Annotated in this window: 17 protein-coding genes; 8 read left to right on the forward strand and 9 right to left on the reverse strand. The window is 67.8% G+C overall.

Features of this window, described 5'->3' with window-relative positions; genetic code table 11:
* Positions 1-3 precede the first annotated feature (3 nt).
* Positions 4-555, reverse strand: a complete 552-nt coding sequence (locus LV75_RS06800; protein ID WP_253885856.1) for a cysteine hydrolase family protein — start codon at positions 553-555, stop codon at positions 4-6.
* 71 nt (positions 556-626) lie between these two features.
* Here LV75_RS06800 and LV75_RS06805 point away from each other — a divergent pair, with 71 nt between their 5' ends.
* Positions 627-1,574 (forward strand): GlxA family transcriptional regulator, encoded by a 948-nt coding sequence (locus LV75_RS06805; protein ID WP_253885857.1) that lies wholly within the window; start codon positions 627-629, stop codon positions 1,572-1,574.
* On the opposite strand, the gene LV75_RS06810 is transcribed toward LV75_RS06805, so the two are convergent.
* Positions 1,571-1,744: a hypothetical protein gene (locus LV75_RS06810; RefSeq protein ID WP_253885858.1), complete on the reverse strand. Its 174-nt coding sequence runs from the start codon at positions 1,742-1,744 to the stop codon at positions 1,571-1,573. The two genes, LV75_RS06805 and LV75_RS06810, sit on opposite strands and share 4 nt — an antisense overlap.
* A gap of 189 nt (positions 1,745-1,933) precedes the next feature.
* Between LV75_RS06810 and LV75_RS06815 the strand changes: the two genes are divergently transcribed.
* The gene (locus tag LV75_RS06815; protein ID WP_253885860.1) at positions 1,934-2,554 is read left to right on the forward strand and encodes a hypothetical protein; all 621 of its coding nucleotides are present in this window, start codon (positions 1,934-1,936) and stop codon (positions 2,552-2,554) included.
* Here LV75_RS06815 and LV75_RS06820 read toward each other — a convergent pair.
* Together LV75_RS06820 and LV75_RS06825 are read right to left on the reverse strand one after the other, a co-directional pair.
* Positions 2,551-3,198, reverse strand: a complete 648-nt coding sequence (locus LV75_RS06820) for a response regulator (RefSeq protein ID WP_308210879.1) — start codon at positions 3,196-3,198, stop codon at positions 2,551-2,553. The genes LV75_RS06815 and LV75_RS06820 overlap by 4 nt on opposite strands.
* Complete coding sequence (locus LV75_RS06825; protein WP_253885861.1) at positions 3,195-4,343, reverse strand: sensor histidine kinase; 1,149 nt, start codon at positions 4,341-4,343, stop codon at positions 3,195-3,197. Before LV75_RS06825 ends, LV75_RS06820 begins: the two co-directional genes overlap by 4 nt.
* A 1,642-nt stretch (positions 4,344-5,985) precedes the next feature.
* On the opposite strand from LV75_RS06825, the gene LV75_RS06830 reads away from it, so the two are divergent.
* Positions 5,986-7,533 (forward strand): chitinase, encoded by a 1,548-nt coding sequence (locus LV75_RS06830; protein WP_253885862.1) that lies wholly within the window; start codon positions 5,986-5,988, stop codon positions 7,531-7,533.
* Positions 7,534-7,596: 63 nt separating this feature from the next.
* Here the strand turns inward: LV75_RS06830 and LV75_RS06835 are convergent, their stop codons facing one another.
* From LV75_RS06835 to LV75_RS06845, 3 genes are all read right to left on the reverse strand, one after another.
* Complete coding sequence (locus LV75_RS06835) at positions 7,597-8,370, reverse strand: enoyl-CoA hydratase-related protein (RefSeq protein WP_253885864.1); 774 nt, start codon at positions 8,368-8,370, stop codon at positions 7,597-7,599.
* 9 nt (positions 8,371-8,379) lie between these two features.
* Positions 8,380-12,192, reverse strand: coding sequence for a wHTH domain-containing protein (locus tag LV75_RS06840; RefSeq protein WP_253885866.1), 3,813 nt, complete (start codon positions 12,190-12,192; stop codon positions 8,380-8,382).
* Between the two features lie 88 nt (positions 12,193-12,280).
* On the reverse strand, positions 12,281-12,823 hold the full coding sequence (locus LV75_RS06845; RefSeq protein ID WP_253885991.1) for an NUDIX domain-containing protein: 543 nt from the start codon (positions 12,821-12,823) through the stop codon (positions 12,281-12,283).
* Positions 12,824-12,858: 35 nt separating this feature from the next.
* Here LV75_RS06845 and nucS point away from each other — a divergent pair, with 35 nt between their 5' ends.
* Positions 12,859-13,518, forward strand: a complete 660-nt coding sequence (gene nucS / locus LV75_RS06850; protein WP_253885867.1) for an endonuclease NucS — start codon at positions 12,859-12,861, stop codon at positions 13,516-13,518.
* A 244-nt stretch (positions 13,519-13,762) separates the two neighbouring features.
* Here the strand turns inward: nucS and LV75_RS06855 are convergent, their stop codons facing one another.
* The gene (locus LV75_RS06855) at positions 13,763-14,371 is read right to left on the reverse strand and encodes a hypothetical protein (RefSeq protein ID WP_253885868.1); all 609 of its coding nucleotides are present in this window, start codon (positions 14,369-14,371) and stop codon (positions 13,763-13,765) included.
* Positions 14,372-14,448: 77 nt separating this feature from the next.
* On the opposite strand from LV75_RS06855, the gene LV75_RS06860 reads away from it, so the two are divergent.
* On the forward strand, positions 14,449-15,648 hold the full coding sequence (locus LV75_RS06860; RefSeq protein WP_253885869.1) for an MFS transporter: 1,200 nt from the start codon (positions 14,449-14,451) through the stop codon (positions 15,646-15,648).
* A 43-nt stretch (positions 15,649-15,691) separates the two neighbouring features.
* The gene (locus LV75_RS06865; protein WP_253885871.1) at positions 15,692-16,231 is read left to right on the forward strand and encodes a DUF4262 domain-containing protein; all 540 of its coding nucleotides are present in this window, start codon (positions 15,692-15,694) and stop codon (positions 16,229-16,231) included.
* A gap of 5 nt (positions 16,232-16,236) precedes the next feature.
* Here the strand turns inward: LV75_RS06865 and LV75_RS06870 are convergent, their stop codons facing one another.
* Positions 16,237-16,752 (reverse strand): hypothetical protein, encoded by a 516-nt coding sequence (locus LV75_RS06870; RefSeq protein ID WP_253885873.1) that lies wholly within the window; start codon positions 16,750-16,752, stop codon positions 16,237-16,239.
* Positions 16,753-16,988: 236 nt separating this feature from the next.
* Here LV75_RS06870 and LV75_RS06875 point away from each other — a divergent pair, with 236 nt between their 5' ends.
* Both LV75_RS06875 and LV75_RS06880 read left to right on the forward strand, forming a co-directional pair.
* A complete protein-coding gene (locus tag LV75_RS06875; RefSeq protein WP_253885875.1) occupies positions 16,989-18,677 on the forward strand; it encodes a sodium:solute symporter family protein in 1,689 nt (562 codons plus the stop codon).
* Between the two features lie 10 nt (positions 18,678-18,687).
* Positions 18,688-18,954: a hypothetical protein gene (locus LV75_RS06880; protein WP_253885876.1), complete on the forward strand. Its 267-nt coding sequence runs from the start codon at positions 18,688-18,690 to the stop codon at positions 18,952-18,954.
* Position 18,955: the final 1 nt, after the last annotated feature.

Below are 18,955 nucleotides of genomic sequence, written 5' to 3' on the forward strand. Positions count from 1 at the left end.
GAGCTAAGACAGCAGAGACAGCACTGCCTGCGTGCTGCTGACCGTCGCGAACCCGCCCCCGTGGAGGTTGGTGGCGGTCGCTCGGCTGAGCTCGTCGGCGGTCTGAACGTCGCCGTCGGGGCCGGTGAGGTCAAAGGTGTAGGTCGCGTCCAACGCCACGTGCACCTCGTAGCCGAGGTTGCCGCCAACGCGCGCGGTGGTCTCGACGCACATGTTGGTCTGGATCCCCGCCAGCACGATCCGGTTGATGCCCTTACCGGTGAGCCAGCTGTTGAGGTCGACCGCGCCGTGGAAGGCCGAATTGACGTGCTTGGTGAACATCAGGTCCGGCTCCGCGCCGTCCAGTTCCGGCTTAAAGCGGGCTCCGTCGGTGCCCTGCTCCAACGGTGAGTCCGCGATAAGAGAGTCGTGCCGCACCAGCACGAGCGGTTGTCCTGCCGCCGCCCAAGCGTCGATCAGGACCTTGATGTTGCTCTCGGCGGCGGGGTTGTTGCGGTTGCCCAGGCGCGGATCGTCGAAGCCGCGCTGGACGTCGATCAGGATGAGTGCGGTCATGGGGTCAACCGTGCCGGGTCCCGGCCGCGGGCGGGAGGTGCAGGAAAGGCGCGATGCGATACTTTCCTGCCATGCGCACGATCGGCGTCCTCCTGCTGCCGGGCACCCGCGTGTTCGACTTCGCGGTCGTCAACGAGGTCTGGTCGGTCGACCGCACCCCGCACGAGGTCGGGCCGTTCGAGGTCCGGCTCTGCGGCCCGGCCAAGCGCCCGGTCGAGCTGCACCCGGCGGGCTCGGTGACCCCGTCGCACGGCCTCACGGGGCTCACGGGCTGCGATCTGGTCGTCGTCCTGGGTCGGGCCGACCCGCGCGCCGACGTGCCCGCCACGGTCCGCGTGGCCCTGCGCGCGGTCCACGCCGAGGGCGTGACCGTCGCGGCCCTCTGCTCCGGCGCCTTCACCCTGGCCGCGGCCGGTCTGCTCGACGGCCGCCGCGCCACGACCCACTGGGCGCTGCTGGACGAGCTCGCCAGCGCCTACCCGACCACCACCGTCGAGCGGGACGTCCTCTACACCGAGCACGACGGCCTTCTGACCTCCGCGGGCGTCGTAGGCGGCCTCGACCTGTGCCTACACCTCGTGCGCCGTGACCTAGGCATCCGCGTGGCCAACACCCTCGCGCGCAGGCTGGTCATGCCCGCTGTCCGGCAAGGCGGTCAAGCGCAGTACGTGGATGCTCCCGTCCCTGCCCGTCCGGATCGCGGCGACATCGCCACCACCATCGATTGGGCTCTATCAGCGCTGAGCGATCCCATCGGCGTTCCCGAACTCGCTGCCCGGACCCAGATGAGCCCGCGTGCCTTCCACCGCGCGTTCGTCGCTGCGGTGGGCGACACCCCTGGCCGTTGGCTCTTGCTTCAACGCCTCAGGTTGGCTCAATTGCTGCTGGAGACGACGCCCCTCTCTGTCGAGCGCGTCGCGACTCGTAGTGGGCTCGGCACACCAGCCAACCTCCGTCGCCGCATGCGCGCCGAGTTCGGCACCACGCCGTCGACCTACCGGCGCACCTTCGCTTCTTAGGCTTCCTGCCCCTTCGGCGTGTCCGCCTCTGCCATCCGTTCGCGAAGACGGTCACGGATCTCGTCCGGGGTGTAGGCGCGGCGCTGGCGTTCCGACCGGGCGATGACCGCACCGGTGGCGGCTACCCCCACCAGCCCAGCGAGGCCTAGGAACTTCCAAACGTGTCGCATGCGCCGAGGTTACCTAGTGGCTCGACTCAGGGCGTCGGCCGTGTATCGGCGGGTCCACGGCGTGGCTGGCAAGGCGCCGGAACGTCCTCGTACTGGGTGTACTTGGTCGTTTCGGCAACGCGGCCAGGCGCGTCGTAGGCGGGTCGAGACATGGTCGACGTTCTGGGTCGCGCCACTAGGGTTTGGGGTATGGGCTCTCTCACGCTCGACGAGGCAGTGGCGTCGACCCGCACTGGTGACCTGTGGCTGTTCCGCGGTCGCAAGCCCGCTGACCGGGCGATCCAGACCTTGACCAACTCCCCGGTGAACCACGTCGGCCTCGCTGTAGTCCTCGACGACCTGCCCCCGCTGATGTGGCACGCGGAGCTTGGCCGCTCGCTCCCGGACCGCTGGACCGGCACCCACCAGCGCGGCGTGCAACTGCACGACCTCAAGGACGCCGTGGTCGTGTGGGCCACTAAGTACGGACAGCAGGCCTGGCTGAGGCAGCTACCGGGGCCGGTCAGCCGCGAGCAGGAGGACGCCATCCTGCGCACCATCGCCCGGCTGGACGGCACCCCGTTCCCCTCTACAGCCCGACTTGCGGGCCGTTGGGCCAAGGGGCGCGTCCCGCGCATGCGGTGGCAGAAACCCCGCCCGGCTGAGCTTGAGAGCGCCTATTGCGCCGAGGTCGTCGCGGTCACCATGGAAGCCATGGGTCTACTCCCCACCGGCGAACGTCCACATGCCTACGACCCTGGTCGCTTCTGGAGCGGAGACGGGATGGACCTACCGCACGGCGGCGAGATCGCCGTCGACATACCGCGTTAGTTGACGAGCCCGGCCTCTTGCGCGAGCACCGCCGCTTGGACTCGAGAGCGAAGGTCGAGCTTGGTGAGAACCCGGGACACGTGCGTCTTCACCGTGGTCTCCCCAATACCGAGCCGTCGGGCGATCTGCTGGTTGGACAGCCCCTCACCGACGCAGACCAAGACCTCCGACTCCCGATCAGTCAGCTGGTCCAAGCCCGGCGGTGGGACTGTCTCGCGTGGTTGAGCCGCCGCGAACGCGTGGATCAGACGGCGGGTGACGCTGGGTTCGATCACGCCATCCCCGGCAGCCACCACGCGGATTGCGTCAAGGAGCCGAGGCGCGTCTACCGACTTCAACAAGAAGCCCGACGCACCTGCACGTAGAGCGCCATAGACGTAAGAGTCCATGTCAAAGGTCGTTAGGACCAACACGGCGCATACACCCGCAGAGACCAGACGCCGCGTGGCCTCTATGCCGTCGACCTCCGGCATGCGGACATCCATAAGCACCACATCCGGCCGCAAGGCAGTCGCCTTGCGCACAGCGGAGGCACCATCACCAGCCTCAGCCACCACCTCTATGTCCGGCGCGCCGTCGAGGATCATCGCCAGCCCCGTGCGGATCGCGGAGTGGTCATCGGCCAGCAAGACCCTGATCGTCACGCTTCCTCCACCGGGAGCTCGGCACGCACGCGCCACCCACCTTCCACCGGGCCCGCGGTAAGGCTGCCGCGGACCGCTTCGGCTCGTTCAGACATTCCCAGCAGGCCGGTCCCAGAGGGGTTGGCGGCCGCGGCGGGCTTATCGCTGATCACTTCCACCACCAGGTTCCCGGCTGACCGGCCGATACGCAGCAGCACAGTCGCCCCCGGCGCATGCTTCACGGCATTGGTCAACGACTCCTGCACGATCCTGTACGCAGACAGGTCTACCGCTGCCGGAAGATCCTCTATGTCCTCGACCGACACATCGACAGTTAGCCCTGCCGCGTCCGCCGACCGAACAAGCCTGTCGAACTCGCGGAGCCGCGCAGGCGAGGTGAACGCCTCTTGCCCGTCCTGCGACCGCAACAGACCGATCATCGCCCGCATCTCCGTCAGCGACGACACGCTGTTCTCCCGCACCGACCGCAGCACCATCCTGGTCCGCTCCGGGTCGCCGTCGCGCATGGTGAGCAGCGCCTCGGACTGGATCGCGATCGCCGAAAGGTGCCCGGCGATGACGTCGTGCAGGTCACGAGCCATGCTCGCCCGCTCAGCATGGATCGCCGCTTCCCGATCAAGCTCGGCGATCCGCGCCAACTGATCCGCCCGCGCCCGCTCAACGTCAGCGATCTCCCGCTGCTGGCGCACGTTGAGCGCCCACCACGCGGGCATGGCGGGCAACGGACAGGCGGTCAGGATGATCAGCAGCGCCACCCGCAACGAGTCAGCCACCAACAGCGCGGCCACCACAGCGACCCCGACGTAGCACCACAAGACCACGATCACCGCATTACTGGCCCGCCGAGACCCGTACAGCACGGCCAGATAGATCAAATCCCCAAACGCCAACGCAACCGGCAGCGTCAACCCCATCGCGATGTCCAAGCCCAAGAAGGGCAACCCGGCCGCAAGCCCCACCGCGGGTGCCCGGTGCTTAGCAAGCTGCAACAAACACAACCCCCCAAGCGCCGCGTACCGCACCCACATAGGGGCCTTCAAAACCCCCGCATCTGCCAACCCAGGCGCGTCCACCGCATACAAAACCACCCCAAGCAGATAGACGAACGCAATCTGCGCCAGTCGCCCACTCCACTCCTTGACCACCCGGACATCACAACACACCCCACCCCCACCCAACTCCCCCAACAGTCGAGCTCCCCCGTCGTCCGAAGTGATGACAGCCTTCCTTTGCCATCACCTGGCCCCCACCAGTCTCATCACCCCACGCCCCTGCCCCCACGCCAGCTGCTCACTAGCCCCCGCCGCCCCCACCCCCCGATGCCGTGCGTCCCCCACGCCCCTCATACCGCGCTCACCCCCAACCACAGCGCCCCCCAAGCCCCGATGCCAGCCCACCTACGCCCCCGCTTCCCCACAGCCCGCTTCGCCCCGCCTTATGTCCCACATCCGTCCACCACGCCCCCCGCCTTGAACCCCCCAGCAACCCGCCTCTCATGCGCGCGGTCCGAGCGCGCAACCTTCACCCGGAACCCCGCCGATGGCCGAAGAGTGCCCACGCTCCTTGCCGACTACGGCCGCGCCCTCTCACGCGCGGGTCCGAGGCACGCCACCTTCACTCGGGAACCCCGCCGATAGTCGATGAGCTCCCACACGCCCACTCACGCGGCTCAACCGCGCCCCCTCGCGCGGGCCTAGGCGCGCAACCTCCACTACTCGCAGACAGTCGAAGACCCCCATTGCCCCAAGGCCCCAGCGACACTGCACCCACACACGGGTCCCCGGCCGCGCACTCTCCCCGCCAACAGCCGAGGAGCTCACACCCCCTCGCCCCGCCTTAGAGCTACAGCGACACTCCACCCCTCGGACCCCAAGTAGCTCCACAGCGCTCCGCCCTCACCCGAACCCGAGCGATACCCCACCCCCGTGCCCGCTGCCCGCATAGCCCTCACCCGAACCCCAACGACAGCCACCGGGCTCCCACCCCTCGCGCCCCACTCGAAGCGCTGCCCGTATCCCAAGTCCCCCGCGCGCAGGTCCGAGGCCGCAACCCCCGCCCCACCACCCCCGGCGGCGCAGCCCCCGGCAGCACAATCTCCGCTGACCGCCCCAGTGGCTCAAGACCCGCCCCCGCTCTCGGCGGTACAGCCTTCGCCCACCACCTTCGCGGCCTAAGACCCTGCCTCACCCCGCTGCCCCCGCGCGCGGGTCCCGGGGCGCAGCCTCCGCTGACCGCCACGGTGGTTCAAGACCCGCCCTCCGCCCCGGCGGTACAGCCCCCACCCACCACCCCCGGTGGCCTAAGACCCCGCCTCACCCCACTGCCCCCGCGCGCGGGTCCGGGGCGCAGCCCCCACCCTCTCCGGGGGGCGGCCCCAGGGCCAGTCTACTAGGCCCCACTGGCAGTGGATCTTGAAAGCGGCACCCCGAAGATCCACATGTGGATAACTTCTGTCGCTGAACCGGGTGAAAGGAAGGCGGGCATAGTCCCGTTCGGACCGGGGTTGATCAATGCCCTGGGAACAAGCGATCACAGCCGAGATCACGTCCACAGTGGTCGACTCACCACAAGAGTCCCATGTGGACGATCGGGAGCGTGGACGACGGTGTCCGCCGTGCGGCATACGCTGGTCACGCGCTGTTGTTGGGCTGATTGGCCGGGGGGCGGGAGAGGGTCGCGCAGGGGCTACCGTTCGTCGACCCGGGGGTTGACAGCGTGCAATGGTCTAGTCCATTTTGAGGTGGTCTCGATCACCCTGCACCTGCACATGCCCCTTGGGAGGCAGCCATGACGTCCCACGCTCGGCGTGCGATCGTCGCCCTGCTGTCCGCTCTGTCGGTCACCGTAGGCCTGGTCCTGGCCTTCGCGGGCAACGCGTCCGCGGCCAACCTCGTCGCCAACCCCGGGTTCGAGGCGGGCAGCCTCTCCGGGTGGACCTGTTCCGGCGGCGGCTCCGTCACCTCCACCGACAAGCGCACCGGCAGCTACGCGCTCACCGCCGCGCCAGCCGGCTCGGACAACGCCCGTTGCTCGCAGACCGTCACGGTCAACCCGAGCTCGCGCTACACCCTGACCGCCTGGGTCAAGGGCTCCTACGTCTACCTCGGCGCCTCGGGGACCGGCACCACGGACGTCAGCACCTGGAACCCCACCGGCGGTTCCTGGGTGCAGCTGTCGACCAGCTTCAGCACCGGCGCGAACACCCGCTCGGTGACCGTCTACGTGCACGGGTGGTACGGCCAGCCCGCCTACCTCGCCGACGACGTGAGCCTCGACGGTCCGGGCACCCCGCCGACCTCCACCACGACCACCACGACGACGCGTCCCACGTCGTCGACCACCACCACGACCAGCACGACCACTACGACGACGTCGACCACCACTACGACCACGACGCCGCCTACTACGACCACGACCACCACGACGCCGAACCCGAACGTGCCGCTGCCTAAGCACGTGCTGACCGGCTACTGGCACAACTTCGACAACGGTGCCAAGCCCCTGACCATCGCGCAGGTGCCGACCACCTACGACATCATCGCGGTGTCCTTCGCCGACGCGGTACCCGCTGTGCGCGGCAGGGTCGAGTTCAACCTCGACCCGGTCCTGTCGCAGAAGCTCGGCGGCTACACGATCGAGCAGTTCAAGGCCGACATCAAGACCGTCCAGGGCCGCGGCCAGAAGGTCATCATCTCCGTCGGTGGCGAGAAGGGCACCATCTGGGCCGGTGACACCACCTCGGCCACCGCGTTCGCCAACAGCGTGATCGAGCTGATCCGCACCTACGGCTTCGACGGCGTCGACATCGACCTGGAGAACGGCGTCAGCGCGACGTACATGGGCCCGGCGCTGCGCACCATCTACAACGGCGGCGGCAAGATCATCACCTTCGCCCCGCAGACCATCGACGGCCAGTCGACCGGTCAGCAGTACTTCCAGCTGGCGCTGGCGGTCAAGGACATCCTGACCATCTGGAACATGCAGTACTACAACTCCGGCACGATGCTCGGCTGCGACCAGCAGGTCTACTCGCAGGGCACGGTCAACTTCCTGACCGCGCTCGCCTGCATCCAGCTGCAGGGCGGCCTGCGCGCCGACCAGGTCGGCCTCGGCCTGCCCGCGTCGCCGTCGGGTGCCGGTGGTGGCTACCAGTCGCCGACCAACGTCAACAACGCGCTGAACTGCCTCGCCCGCGGCACCAACTGCGGGACGTTCAAGCCGTCGACGACCTACCCGACCATCCGGGGTGCGATGACCTGGTCGATCAACTGGGACGCCTCCAACGGGTACGCGTTCGCCAACACGGTGGCGCCGTTCCTGGACACCCTGCCGTAAGAGGGGGGCGGACCGGTTAGGACGTGCGCGGCGGGGCGAGGGTGCCCGCCGCGCACGTTCTTCTTAGTCTGGCCAGGATGGCGGGCGCTTCTCCAAGAAGGCCGCCATCCCCTCCTTAGCTCCCTTGAGCTGGGACGCGCTAGCCATCACCTCGATGGCTAGCGCATAGGCGTCTTGCTCAGGCCGATCCAACTGTGCATAGATCGTCTGTTTGCCCAACGCCTTGGACGCCGCGCTACCCCGGGTAGCGCGGCGCATCAAGTCATCCACCGCGTTGTCCAGCTCGTCATCCGGCACAGCCCGATTGACGAGCCCCCACTCTTCCGCTGTCCTGGCGCTGATGACGTCGCCGGTCAGCGTTAGCTCCATCAGCCGCTTCCGCCCTACCGTCCGAGCCACGGGCACCGCAGGCGTATGGCAGAACCACCCGCCCTTACCTCCCGGCAGCGCAAACCCCGCCGACTCCGCCGCGATGGCCAGGTCGCAGGTAGCCACCAACTGACACCCCGCCGCCGTGGCCAACCCGTGCACTCTTGCGACAACCACCTGCGGCACGGTCTGGATGGTCCGCATGAGCTCGGTGCAGAGCCTGAGCAGCCCTCTTACCCCTAGAAGGTCCCGCGCAGCGACGTCCGCGAAGTCATGCCCTGCGGAGAACACCGGCCCCGCCCCAGCCAACACAATCCCCTTGGCATCGGACGTCCCGGCCACGCAGAACGCCGCCAGCAGCTCCGCCAGGTGCTCGGCGGACAACGCGTTCCTGCGCTCGGGCCGGTTCATGGTGATCCGCACGAGCTCGCCATCGCGGGTGACCAGGATGTGCTGGTAGTCGGACATACCCCGACCCTAGCCATCCAGCCGCGGCACCCGCTCCATCAACCGCGAGATCGCCTCGTCCACGGGCTCCACCTCGTAGTCGAGCTCCGCCAACCGGCGCGCGACCTCGGCGACCGGTATCCGCCTGGCCAGGGCGTGCCCGAGCACCTGCCTGATCGGAATCCGCTGGTCCGGGTCGTACTCGCGGCCGCTGTCGAACTCCTTCAGCAGTTCGGCGTTTTCCTGATCCGCTCGGACTGCCTCGCGCCGGATTCCCAGCTCGTCCAAGCGGTCTTCGACCGCGAATCCAATGCGATCTCGGTTGGCGAGGAGATACCTGGGAGCTCGCCCCTGGGTGAGGATGATCTCGCAGCTTCGCTTGAACTGGAAGATGTGTGCATCGAGTTTGCTCGGCACATGCAGCGGCAAGGGCAACGCTGGGGTTGAGAGGCATTTCTCGTGGGCCCAGTGGATCACGTCGGCGAGCGAAGTGCTTATGGTGAACGCGACTTGAATGCATGCCCACGCGAGATCTGTTGAACTCCATGATTGATCGGGAATCGTGCCTGCGACTTGTTGGAACTGTTCAGCAGTGGCGTCGGGAGGGTTGACCTTGCATTCCACTGATGTGTGGGCCTCGTGGTCGGCAGTGTCGATCTGATACCCGAGAGCGCTGAGTCTGTCTTGTACCTGCTGTGCGGGAAGCTTGAGTAATTCGGCAGCTTTCGCCACGTGGGAGGGCGCAACTTTATCGTCGTCCAACCAGGGGGTCGACCGGTTGAGGTTCCTGCTGAGGATCAGCAGGTCCGTTTCCAGGTAGAATTGGATGGAGGATTGGCGCTGGATTGCAAAAGAGTACGCCGAGAGTCGTTTCACCACTACCTGCGGTGAAACTCTTGTACGGCGGGAACAGAGTGCGATGTGGCCGCTCGGGACGACTTCCGAGGCGTCCAGCCACGGCGGGACGCCTCGCCCGCTCGTACTTAGAAAGAGGTAGTCCATCGTATTGACTTCCTCCTCGTCCGGCAAAGCATCGATGCTGTCGACCTGATAGCCGAGTATCGTCAGTCGAGACGCGGTTAATCGAACGCTCATTCCGGTTTTGCCAGCGGATTGTGCGATTCTACCCACCGGCAGTCGAACGGATTCGATTGCGTATCCGTCTTCTGAAGACAAGCTTTCGAGCAATGCGCAGTCTGTTGGTAGTGCTGGGCGAACGGGCTTCGCCCAGCGTTCTGGGAGTAGTTCGGTGTAGTGGGCAAGTAGGCGCCACAGTAGAATCCAGGAAGAGAAATGCCTCCTTCTGAATCCCAGCAGATTGTCGGAGTCTTCGGATCTCGGTGTAAGCAAGTGTTGATCTGCGGGGAAGAAGCCGGTTGCGGCGATGTTTCGTGGGCCTTGCGCGGACTGGATGTGCATACCCATCTCAATGGCGGATGTGGTGATGATGTCCGCTACGCGAGGCTGCATCATTGCTACGGAGTTCAGCCAAGTGTGGGACAAAAAGTCGGTAGTCGTAGATAGCAAGCTTGTTGTCGACTCCGTCAGGAGTTGTTCGACGCGCTGGGAAACATCGTCAAGCACCGTGGTGCGGTCGACTGTGAGCTTGGGTGTCCACGATCGGGTGAGGTTCACCAACGCGCCTTGGACGCTTGCGCTGAATGCGTGCGAACTCATCATGCCGCTCTGTTTCTGCGGGCGGGCATGCAGGCCATCGACAAGCAGGCCGCCGCCAGAATTGCACCACACTACCTGACCCTCGGGGCGCTGCGTGCCGTAAATGAGCTCACCCCCGGCTTGGATCTCGTTTCGGAACGGCTCGAAATACCCTGTCCGACTCCGAAAGGTGTATGGTTCCCACAGGAGGGCGACTCCGTCGTGTTCGGCGGTTGTGGTGAACTCAGCGATCCCCAGGAGTCGGTCCAACACGTCCACACAGGACGGAGCCTCGGCCCCATCACGCAAGTACAAGGTGACACTGGTACCGGGTTGCGCGCCGTGCTCCTCAGCCACGGTGATGCGGAACAGGTGCCCCGGCCCCACGATCCGCACGTGCCATTGCGGCCCGGGCCGACCCCCGTGCCGGTCCATGCGGCAGGTGGTCACCTCGATCTCGTCCGCCAGCATGAAGTAGCTCAAGACGCCGATGCCGAAGCGGCTGTTGGGGTAGAGGTGGATGTCGCGCTCAGCCCACTCCGCCTGTTCCTCCAAGAACTCCGGCCGATCAGCGAACCGGATTCCCGCCTGCGAGAAGACTTCCCGCAGTTCCTGGTCGCCCATCCCAATGCCGTTGTCGGTGCAGCGCAAGTAATTCCTGCCCTGCTCGTCCACGCCCTGCTCGAAAGTGATGTTGCCCGTCCACGGCCGGTCCAAGTACTCCTGCCGGGCTTGGCGGTAGCGGCAGGCGTCCAGTGCGTTCTGGTACAGCTCCCGGATGGCCAGCGATTGGTCGCCATAAAGCTGTTGGCCCATGAGGAGTTCGCGGACGCGGGTTTCGTCGAGGCGGAAGCGGGTGACCGGGACCGTGAACGCGGGCACGCCGTCGGTCGAGGCGGGTTCGACGCGGTCGGCGGAGGCTCGGGCGGGGAGGTGGAGCAGGGGCTGCAGGTGGGCGTCGTCCTGGGCGACCGCGTGGATCGCGGCGAACACCGCGTCCGCGCGGGACACGTGGTCGCGCAACGCCTCCATGACCGCCTCGTGGTGGCACTCCGCGACCATGCCGACGCCGATGTGCACCGGTTCCCAGCTCAGGTAGTCGAGCGTGGTCCGCAGCGCGCCCAGGTCGACCGGGTTGGGCACGCCCAAGTGCTCCACTACCACCGGCGACAACGTGATCGGCTCCACGGCAAGGCAGTGGGCGACCGCCACGAGCAGGCCCAGCAAGCGCTCACGGACGACGACGCCGCCGAGGTGGCTGGTTTTGGGCCGCAGGTCCAGCCGGGCGGGGTTGCCGAGGTCGCCGGGGGAGAGGCGGAGCAGGCGGGTCATGCGGTCGAGGACGTCGATGAGGACCTTGCGGGTTTGCGGGTCGTCGAGGGTGATCGTGGTCGGGGGGAGGGGGTGGGTCTCGACCCAGCGGTGGAACAGCCACCAGCCGATCTCCTCCGCGGCCGCCTGGCGGTCACCCAGGTCGCGTTGCGCGGCCCTGGCCACCAACCGGCGTTCCTGCTGACCGTCCAGGTGCCGTTCGTACGACTCGCGCGCCTTGTCGCCCGTCGTCGAGAGGTCCGTGGGGTCGACGTGGGTGAGCGAGGCCGCCGCCCTGGCCGTGCGGGTCTGGTGCACGAGCGGCGCCAACGACAGCAGCGCCGCCTCCAGGGGCGAGAACTCCAGCGGCTCGTGCTCCCTGATCGTGGCGATCAACGCGGCGACCCGGTCGGTCATCCGCTTCGGGAACGCCTCGTCGCGCCACGGATCGCCCGCCAACGCGTGCTCGGCGTGGTTGTGCGCCGCGAACAGTTGCTCTGCCGTGGACATCGCGCCCGCCAACGCCGGTCCCGCGTCCGCGACCTTCGTCCACGCCGGGTGCAGGCGGACCAGGTCGGTCCAGTCGGTGGAGGTCGCCTGCGGTGGCGTTGCCTCGGCCCGACCGTGCAAGTCCCGCCAGAAGGGGAGTTCGGTGGTGACCGAGGACGGCGTCGTGGCGAGTCCGGCGCACGCTTGGACCACCGCCCGCACCACGTCCCACGACGGCGCGTTCTTCACCGTCCCACCGAGGATCGCGCGGACCTGACCCTCCGACAGATCGCACCGGACCGCCAAGTCCTTCTGGGCGGGCCTGCCGCTCTCCTCCCACAGCTGCCCCAACTTCGCGAACAGCTCCGCGACGTCCGCTGCCGCCATCCAGTGCCTCCCAGGTCGTCCCCGCCTGGGGTTCTTACCGCTCGCCGCCCGATCGCGTCCGGGGACAGGGGTGATCCCCCCGAACGGCCTAGCGGTGGTGCTCGTGCAGGAGCAGCTGCGTGTAGGCGGCGACGGACTGGGCGTCGGTGATGTCGTTGGAGCGGATCATCGCCTCGAAGGTCGCGCGGGGGAACCAGGCGGCGCGCATGTCCTGCTCCTCGAGCTCGCGCGACGGCGGGCCCTCGGTGAGGTCGGTGGCGAGGTAGACGTGGCCGCGCTGGCTGGACATCCCTGCGGCGACGTCGAGGGTGCCGATGCGGGTCATGGTGCCCGCGCGCAGGCCGGTCTCCTCGCGCAGCTCGCGGGCGGCCAGCTGGTCGGGCGGCAGGACGGCGCGGTCGGGCGCGGTGCCCTGCGGGAACTCCCAGCGGCGGGCGCCCAGCGGGTAGCGGAACTGCTCGACCAGCATGAGCCGCTCGCCGTCGAGCGGGATGACCAGGGCGTAGTCCGGTTTGTCGATCACCCCGTAGATGCCGGGGCTGCCGTCGTGGCGGCGGATGCGGTCTTCGCGGACGGTCATCCAGGCGTTGGCATAGACCTGTGTCGAGTCGAGGCGTTCCACAGGGTCGATCCTGCCGTGCCCGCCGGACGGGCTAACCTGCCCGGGTGCGTCTAGTGATCGCTCGCTGCCAGGTCGACTATGCCGGACGGCTCACCGCCCACCTGCCGATGGCCAACCGGCTGTTGCTGGTCAAGGCGGACGGCTCGCTGTCGGTGCACTCCGACGACCGCGCCTACAAGCCGTTGAACTGGATGACCCCGCCGTGCTGGCTCACCGAGGAGCCCGGCGTGTGGACGGTGCAGAACAAGGCGGGCGAAAAGCTCGTGATCACCCTCGACGAGGTCATGCACGACTCGGCGCACGAACTCGGTGCCGAACCCGGCCTCGTCAAGGACGGCGTCGAGGCGCACCTGCAGGTCCTCCTCGCCGAGCACATCACCACCCTCGGCGAGGGCTACACCCTGGTCCGCCGCGAGTTCCCCACCGCCATCGGCCCGGTCGACATCATGTGCCGCGACGCGGGCGGCGCCTCCGTGGCCGTCGAGATCAAGCGCCGCGGCGAGATCGACGGGGTGGAGCAGCTGACCAGGTACCTGGAACTGCTCAACCGCGACCCCTTGCTGGCCCCGGTGCGCGGCGTGTTCGCGGCGCAGCTGATCAAGCCGCAGGCGCGGGTGCTCGCCGAGGACCGCGGCATCCGCTGCGTGACCCTCGACTACGACACCCTGCGCGGCATCGAGTCGGACGAGTTCCGCCTGTTCTGATCGCGGGGCCAATCCGCACCAGCGGGCCGGCCACCGCCAGGTGTTCCCGCGACGTCTCTTCGCGCACGGACCACGCGTCGGACAGGCCCCCTGCTCTGACGCTGGCCGACTTCGCCTCTGGCTCATTGTCCACAACCCCCGGCGTTGTCCACAGCCGCTCGTCCACCGGTTTCGTCGGTGCTGTCTGGAAGGCTGTGTATTGGGGGCTGCTCAGCCCGGTTCGATCTTGAACTGACCCCGCGGGTCAGTCCGTGAAGAAGTCGACCATGGCTTGGAAGCGGGGGTCCGGGTCGCCGATCCAGCGGCCTGCGCCTACCTGGTGTTCCCAGGTGCGGTGGTGGGTTAGTAGTGCCTCAACGAGGTCGGTTGCTAGGGCGGCGGCTTCGTACAGGTCTTGGTCGGCGGTTTGGGAGCTTGCGCCGATGATGAGGCCGCGGACGTTGGCGGAGTGGCCGTAGCGGAAGTTGCCGGTGCCCAGCAGGTGGTGGTCGACCAGGGCGGCTTCGCCGTGGTTGCGGTGGGTGCGGCGGTGGCCGGAGGCTTTCGCGGCGGCGTTGGGGAGGAAGGGGAGGGCGCCGTCGCCGATGGTGAGGGCGGCCAGGACGGCTTCGTGGTCGGGTTCCCAGGCGTGGGCGGTGGGGTCGAGGATCACGAAGGCCATGCACGGCCTGGGGTAGCGGCCCCGCGGACCATCGGTGCCGTGCCCGAGCGCGATGCTCTCGGCGCGGCGCAGACCCGCGGCCAGCAGCACCTCGGCGAACCGGGTGTCGTCGAGCATGTACGTGTAGGGGTTGCGGCGGTGCCGGGCGCGCACGGCGAGGCCCTGGGGTGAGACGGCGTCCTGAGTGGTCACCGGGGCATTGTGCGCGACGACCGGCGGTTGGCCACCTGGGTGGTGCCCGCCGGGTCCGATTGGTATAGACCTTACCCGTGACCATCACCGAAACCCGGCGGCTGTGGACGTCGAACTTCGCGCTGTACTTCACCGCGCGGATCGTCTCGATGCTCGGCGACATGATGATCCCGGTCGCCATGTCGGTCGCCGTCCTCGGCCTGGGCTACGGGGTCGTCGGCGTCGGGCTGGCGCTCGGCGCGTGGATGGGGGCCTTCGCCCTGTTCGTCGTGTTCGGCGGGGTCTTCGCCGACCGGTTCCACCCGCTGCCGCTGATGATCGGTGCCGACGCGGTCCGCTGCGCGGTGCAGGTGGGGCTCGCGGCGTACCTGTGGCTCGGCCACCCGCCGCTGTGGTTCATCGTCGGCGCATCGTTGCTCGGCGGGATCGCGACGGCCATGTTCCAGCCGGGGTTGACCAGCATGGTGCCGCAGGTCGCAACTGATGCGCAGCAGGCCAACGGTGTGCTGCGCATCAGCCAGGGCCTGGCAACGATGCTCGGTCCGGCCCTCGCCGGGGTCTTGGTCGCCACCACCACGGTCGCCTGGGCGTTCCTGGTCGACGCGGCGACCTTCGCGATCAGCGGGATCTGCCTGCTGCTGCTCAAGCTCCCCAGGTTCGAGGTCACCGACACGGCCACCACCTGGCAGAACCTGCGCGCGGGCTGGCACGAGTTCCGGTCCAGGTCCTGGCTGTGGACGGTCATCCTGATCTGGTGGGTGCTCGGCGTCCTGGTCTGGGGCCCGATCCACCCGCTGGGCGCGGCGTCGATCATCGAGGTGCACGGCACGGCCGCGTTCGGCTACGCGGAGGCCGCCTTTGGTGCCGGGAGCATCGTCGGCGGTCTGATCGCAATCAAGCTCCGCCCGGCCCGTCCGTTGTTCGGCGGTGCGATCGCGATGTTCTTGTTCCCGCTGATGCCGCTCGGTGCCGCACTGGTGCCCGCCGTGCCGCTGCTGTACGCGCTCTACGCGGTCAGCGGCCTGGGCTGGGCGTTCTGGGGCGTGCAGTGGGCGACCACCGTGCAGACCCAGATCCCGCAGGACCGCCTCAACCGGGTCGCCGCCTACGAGGTCGCCGGTTCCATCCTCGCCGTCCCGCTCGGCCAGGTCCTCGCGGGCCCGGCCAGCGCCCTGTTCGGCATCCACCCGCTGCTGTTCGTCGCCGCCATCGCGGGCACCGGCTGCGCCATCGCCCTCGTCGCCACCACCCCGATCCGCCGCCTGACCCGGGTCTAGCGGCCCGGAACGCCACCACAGTGGACGGTTACCATCCCGCCCCATGCGCCCCGACTGCCGCTGCCTGGTCTGCCACGACTACGGCGACCGCGACCAACTCGACGACATCGACACGAACCTCGTCGGCCACCTCGACGACCCGGGCTGGGGAGTCCTGGCCATCCCGGCGGACGACATCAGCGCGGGCTGGGCCTTCACCGTCGGGCTCTGGCACAGCTACCGCTCACCCGAGATCGCCGTGTTCGGGCTGTCGGTGGAAACCTCGATCGCGCACCTGAACGTCATCGGTGAGCGGGTGGCCGCCGGACTGGCCCTCGCCCCGGGCGACCAACTGCCCGAAACCCTCAAAGGCGACTACCTGGTCACGCTGAAGCCCGTCGACCCGAGCTGGCACGAGGACTTCTTCGGCACGGCCTCGGGCTTCTACCGCGCCACCCCGGAGGTGCCGTTCCTACAGGTCACTTGGCCAGACCGCGAGGGCCGATTTCCCGACGAGCAGGAGTTCGCGCAAGGTATTGCGCACTTGCAGCCCCACCTGTGGCTACCGCGCGACGAGCACCCGGTCGGTCCCTGGCGGGAATAGGGCGGTCATTGCACGCTGGTCACCTTCGCGACCAGTTCGGCCTTCGCCGACTTGGTCGCGAGGGCTTCCTTCTCGTCGAAAGCCGCCGTTCCGCCGGTGATGGTGAAGTGGCCGATCTTGGCGTCTTCGCCGCCGGTGACTTCGTAGATGACGGTGAGAGTTCTGTCGGTGGGCAAAGGAGTCGCGCCGGTATAGGTGGGATTGATCCGATACACGATGCTGCAGCCCGCTGACCCGAAGCAGTCCTTCTCCAGAACAATGATCGCGATGGTGAAATCCGCCGGGGTCGGAAGGGGGAGGGGCGCGACCTCATCCACAACAGCGGCGTCGCCCGCCACGCCTATCAGTGCGGAACCGTCCGTCGACTTCGGCGTGGAACGGGAGCTCGTGCCAATCGCGATCCCGACGATGAGGGCGAGTATCACGCTGACGCCCCACACCGTCGCGATCCGGGATTTCGTCGGCTTCTTCGCCTCGACGGGCGGGGCGACGGTCAGCACGGGGCCAGTGGTCTCGGACATCGGCGCTCATCTCCTGGTTCGTCGTGCCTGTGCATTCGGGCTGGTCAGGAGCGGTGTTACCCGGGCGGGCCCGCTGTCGCCCGTTCGCGTGGTCGCGCCGAGCGGTGTAACGCGGGCGGAAATCACCGCGAGCGGAAACGGGCAAAAGGGACTGGTTGAACCTTCGTCATGCGGGCGTGGCCGGGCGGGTCCATGCTGTCCGGGTGATCACACCGAGGTGACGGGTGGTGGTTGGCGTGCACCTTCTCGCGGATGCCGACTTGCGGCTGGACGCGGCTCCTATCGACTACGTCCTGCTGGGCGTTTACTTCGTCGTCGTCCTCGGGATCGGGGCGATGGCGCGGCGGTCGGTTTCGAGCAGTTTGGACTTCTTCCTCTCCGGCCGGTCGTTGCCCGCGTGGGTGACCGGGTTGGCGTTCATCTCGGCGAACCTCGGCGCGGTCGAGATCTTCGGGATGACGGCGAACGGGGCCCAATACGGCCTGCCGACGATGCATTACTACTGGATCGGTGCCATTCCGGCGATGGTGTTCCTCGGTCTGGTGATGATGCCGTTCTACTACGGCTCGAAGGTGCGCAGCGTCCCCGAATTCCTGTTGCGCCGGTTCGGGAAGTTCGCGCACCTGGTCAACGGGCTCAGCTTCGCCACCGCGCAGGTGCTCATCGCGGGCGTCAACCTGTTCGCGCTGGCCACCGTCGTCAACCTGTTGCTCGGCTGGCCGTTGTGGCTCAGCGTCGTCGTGGCGGCCGCGATCGTGCTCGCGTACACCTCGCTCGGCGGTCTGTCGGCCGCGGTCTACAACGAGGTCATGCAGTTCTTCGTCATCGTCGCGATGATGCTGCCGTTGACGTTCATCGGGTTGCACAAGGTGGGCGGCTGGCAGGGGTTGGTCGACAAGATCACCGCGGCTGACCCGGCGACCGCGGGCGAGCAGTTGTCGTCGTGGCCGGGGACGAACCTGACCGGGATCGGGGACGCGACGCTCAGCGTGCTCGGGATCGTGTTCGGGCTGGGGTTCGTGCTCTCCTTCGGTTACTGGACAACGAACTTCGCCGAGGTCCAGCGGGCGATGTCGGCCAAGAGCATGTCCGCGGCCCGGCGGACGCCGCTCATCGGCGCGTACCCGAAGACCTTCATCGCGCTGATCATCGTCATCCCCGGGATGATCGCCGCGGTGCTGGTGCCCGAACTCGCCGAGTTCAAGAAGGGCCAGGACACCGGCGTCACCTACAACAACGCCATCCTGCTGCTGATCCGCGACCTGCTGCCCAACGGCATGCTCGGCATCGCGATCACCGGTCTGCTGGCCGCGTTCATGGCGGGCATGGCGGCCAACGTCAGCTCCTTCAACACCGTCTTCACCTACGACCTCTGGCAGGCCTACGTCCGCAAGGACAAGCCGGACGAGTACTACCTCAAGGTCGGCCGGGTCGTGACTGTGGTCGGCTGCGTGATCGCGATCGGCACCGCGTTCATCGCCAGCAGCTTCACCAACATCATGGACTACCTGCAGACCCTGTTCGGCTTCTTCAACGCGCCGCTGTTCGCGACCTTCATCCTCGGCATGTTCTGGAAGCGGATGACCCCGCTCGCCGGTGGGCTCGGCCTGATCGCGGGCACCGCCTCCGCGGTCACCGTCGACGTGCTCAACCGGGCCGAGGTGCTGCACCTGGCCGGTCAGGGCGCCAGCTTCGTGGCCGCCAGCGCCGCGTTCGTGGTCGACATCGTGGTCAGCGTGGCGGTGTCGCTGGCGACCCGGCCCAAGCCGGACGCCGAGCTGGTCGGGCTGGTGTGGTCGCTGACCCCGCGCGACCGGTTGCGCCACGACGACACCGGGGAGAACGCGGGCTGGTACCGCAGGCCCGGGGTGCTGGCCATCGGCGTGCTGGTGCTGACGCTGGCCCTCAACATCATCTTCTGGTGAGGAGCGGGACATGGGCGAGAAGAGGGCAGCGGGCCTGTTCGACCTGCGCACGGTGCTGGCGCTGCTGTTCGCCGTGTACGGGTTCGTGCTGACCGTGATGGGCATCGCGTTCACCACCGACGCCGACCTGGAGAAGGCGGGCGGGGTCAACGTGAACCTGTGGATGGGCATCGGGATGGTGGTCGTGGCCTTGCTGTTCGCACTCTGGGTGCGCGTGCGACCGCTTTCCGTGCCCACCACCGAACCCGAGCGGGAGTCCGAACAGGAGCCCGGCTGAG

It is taken from the genome of Actinokineospora diospyrosa (assembly GCF_024171925.1).
Taxonomy (GTDB): Bacteria; Actinomycetota; Actinomycetes; order Mycobacteriales; family Pseudonocardiaceae; genus Actinokineospora; species Actinokineospora diospyrosa.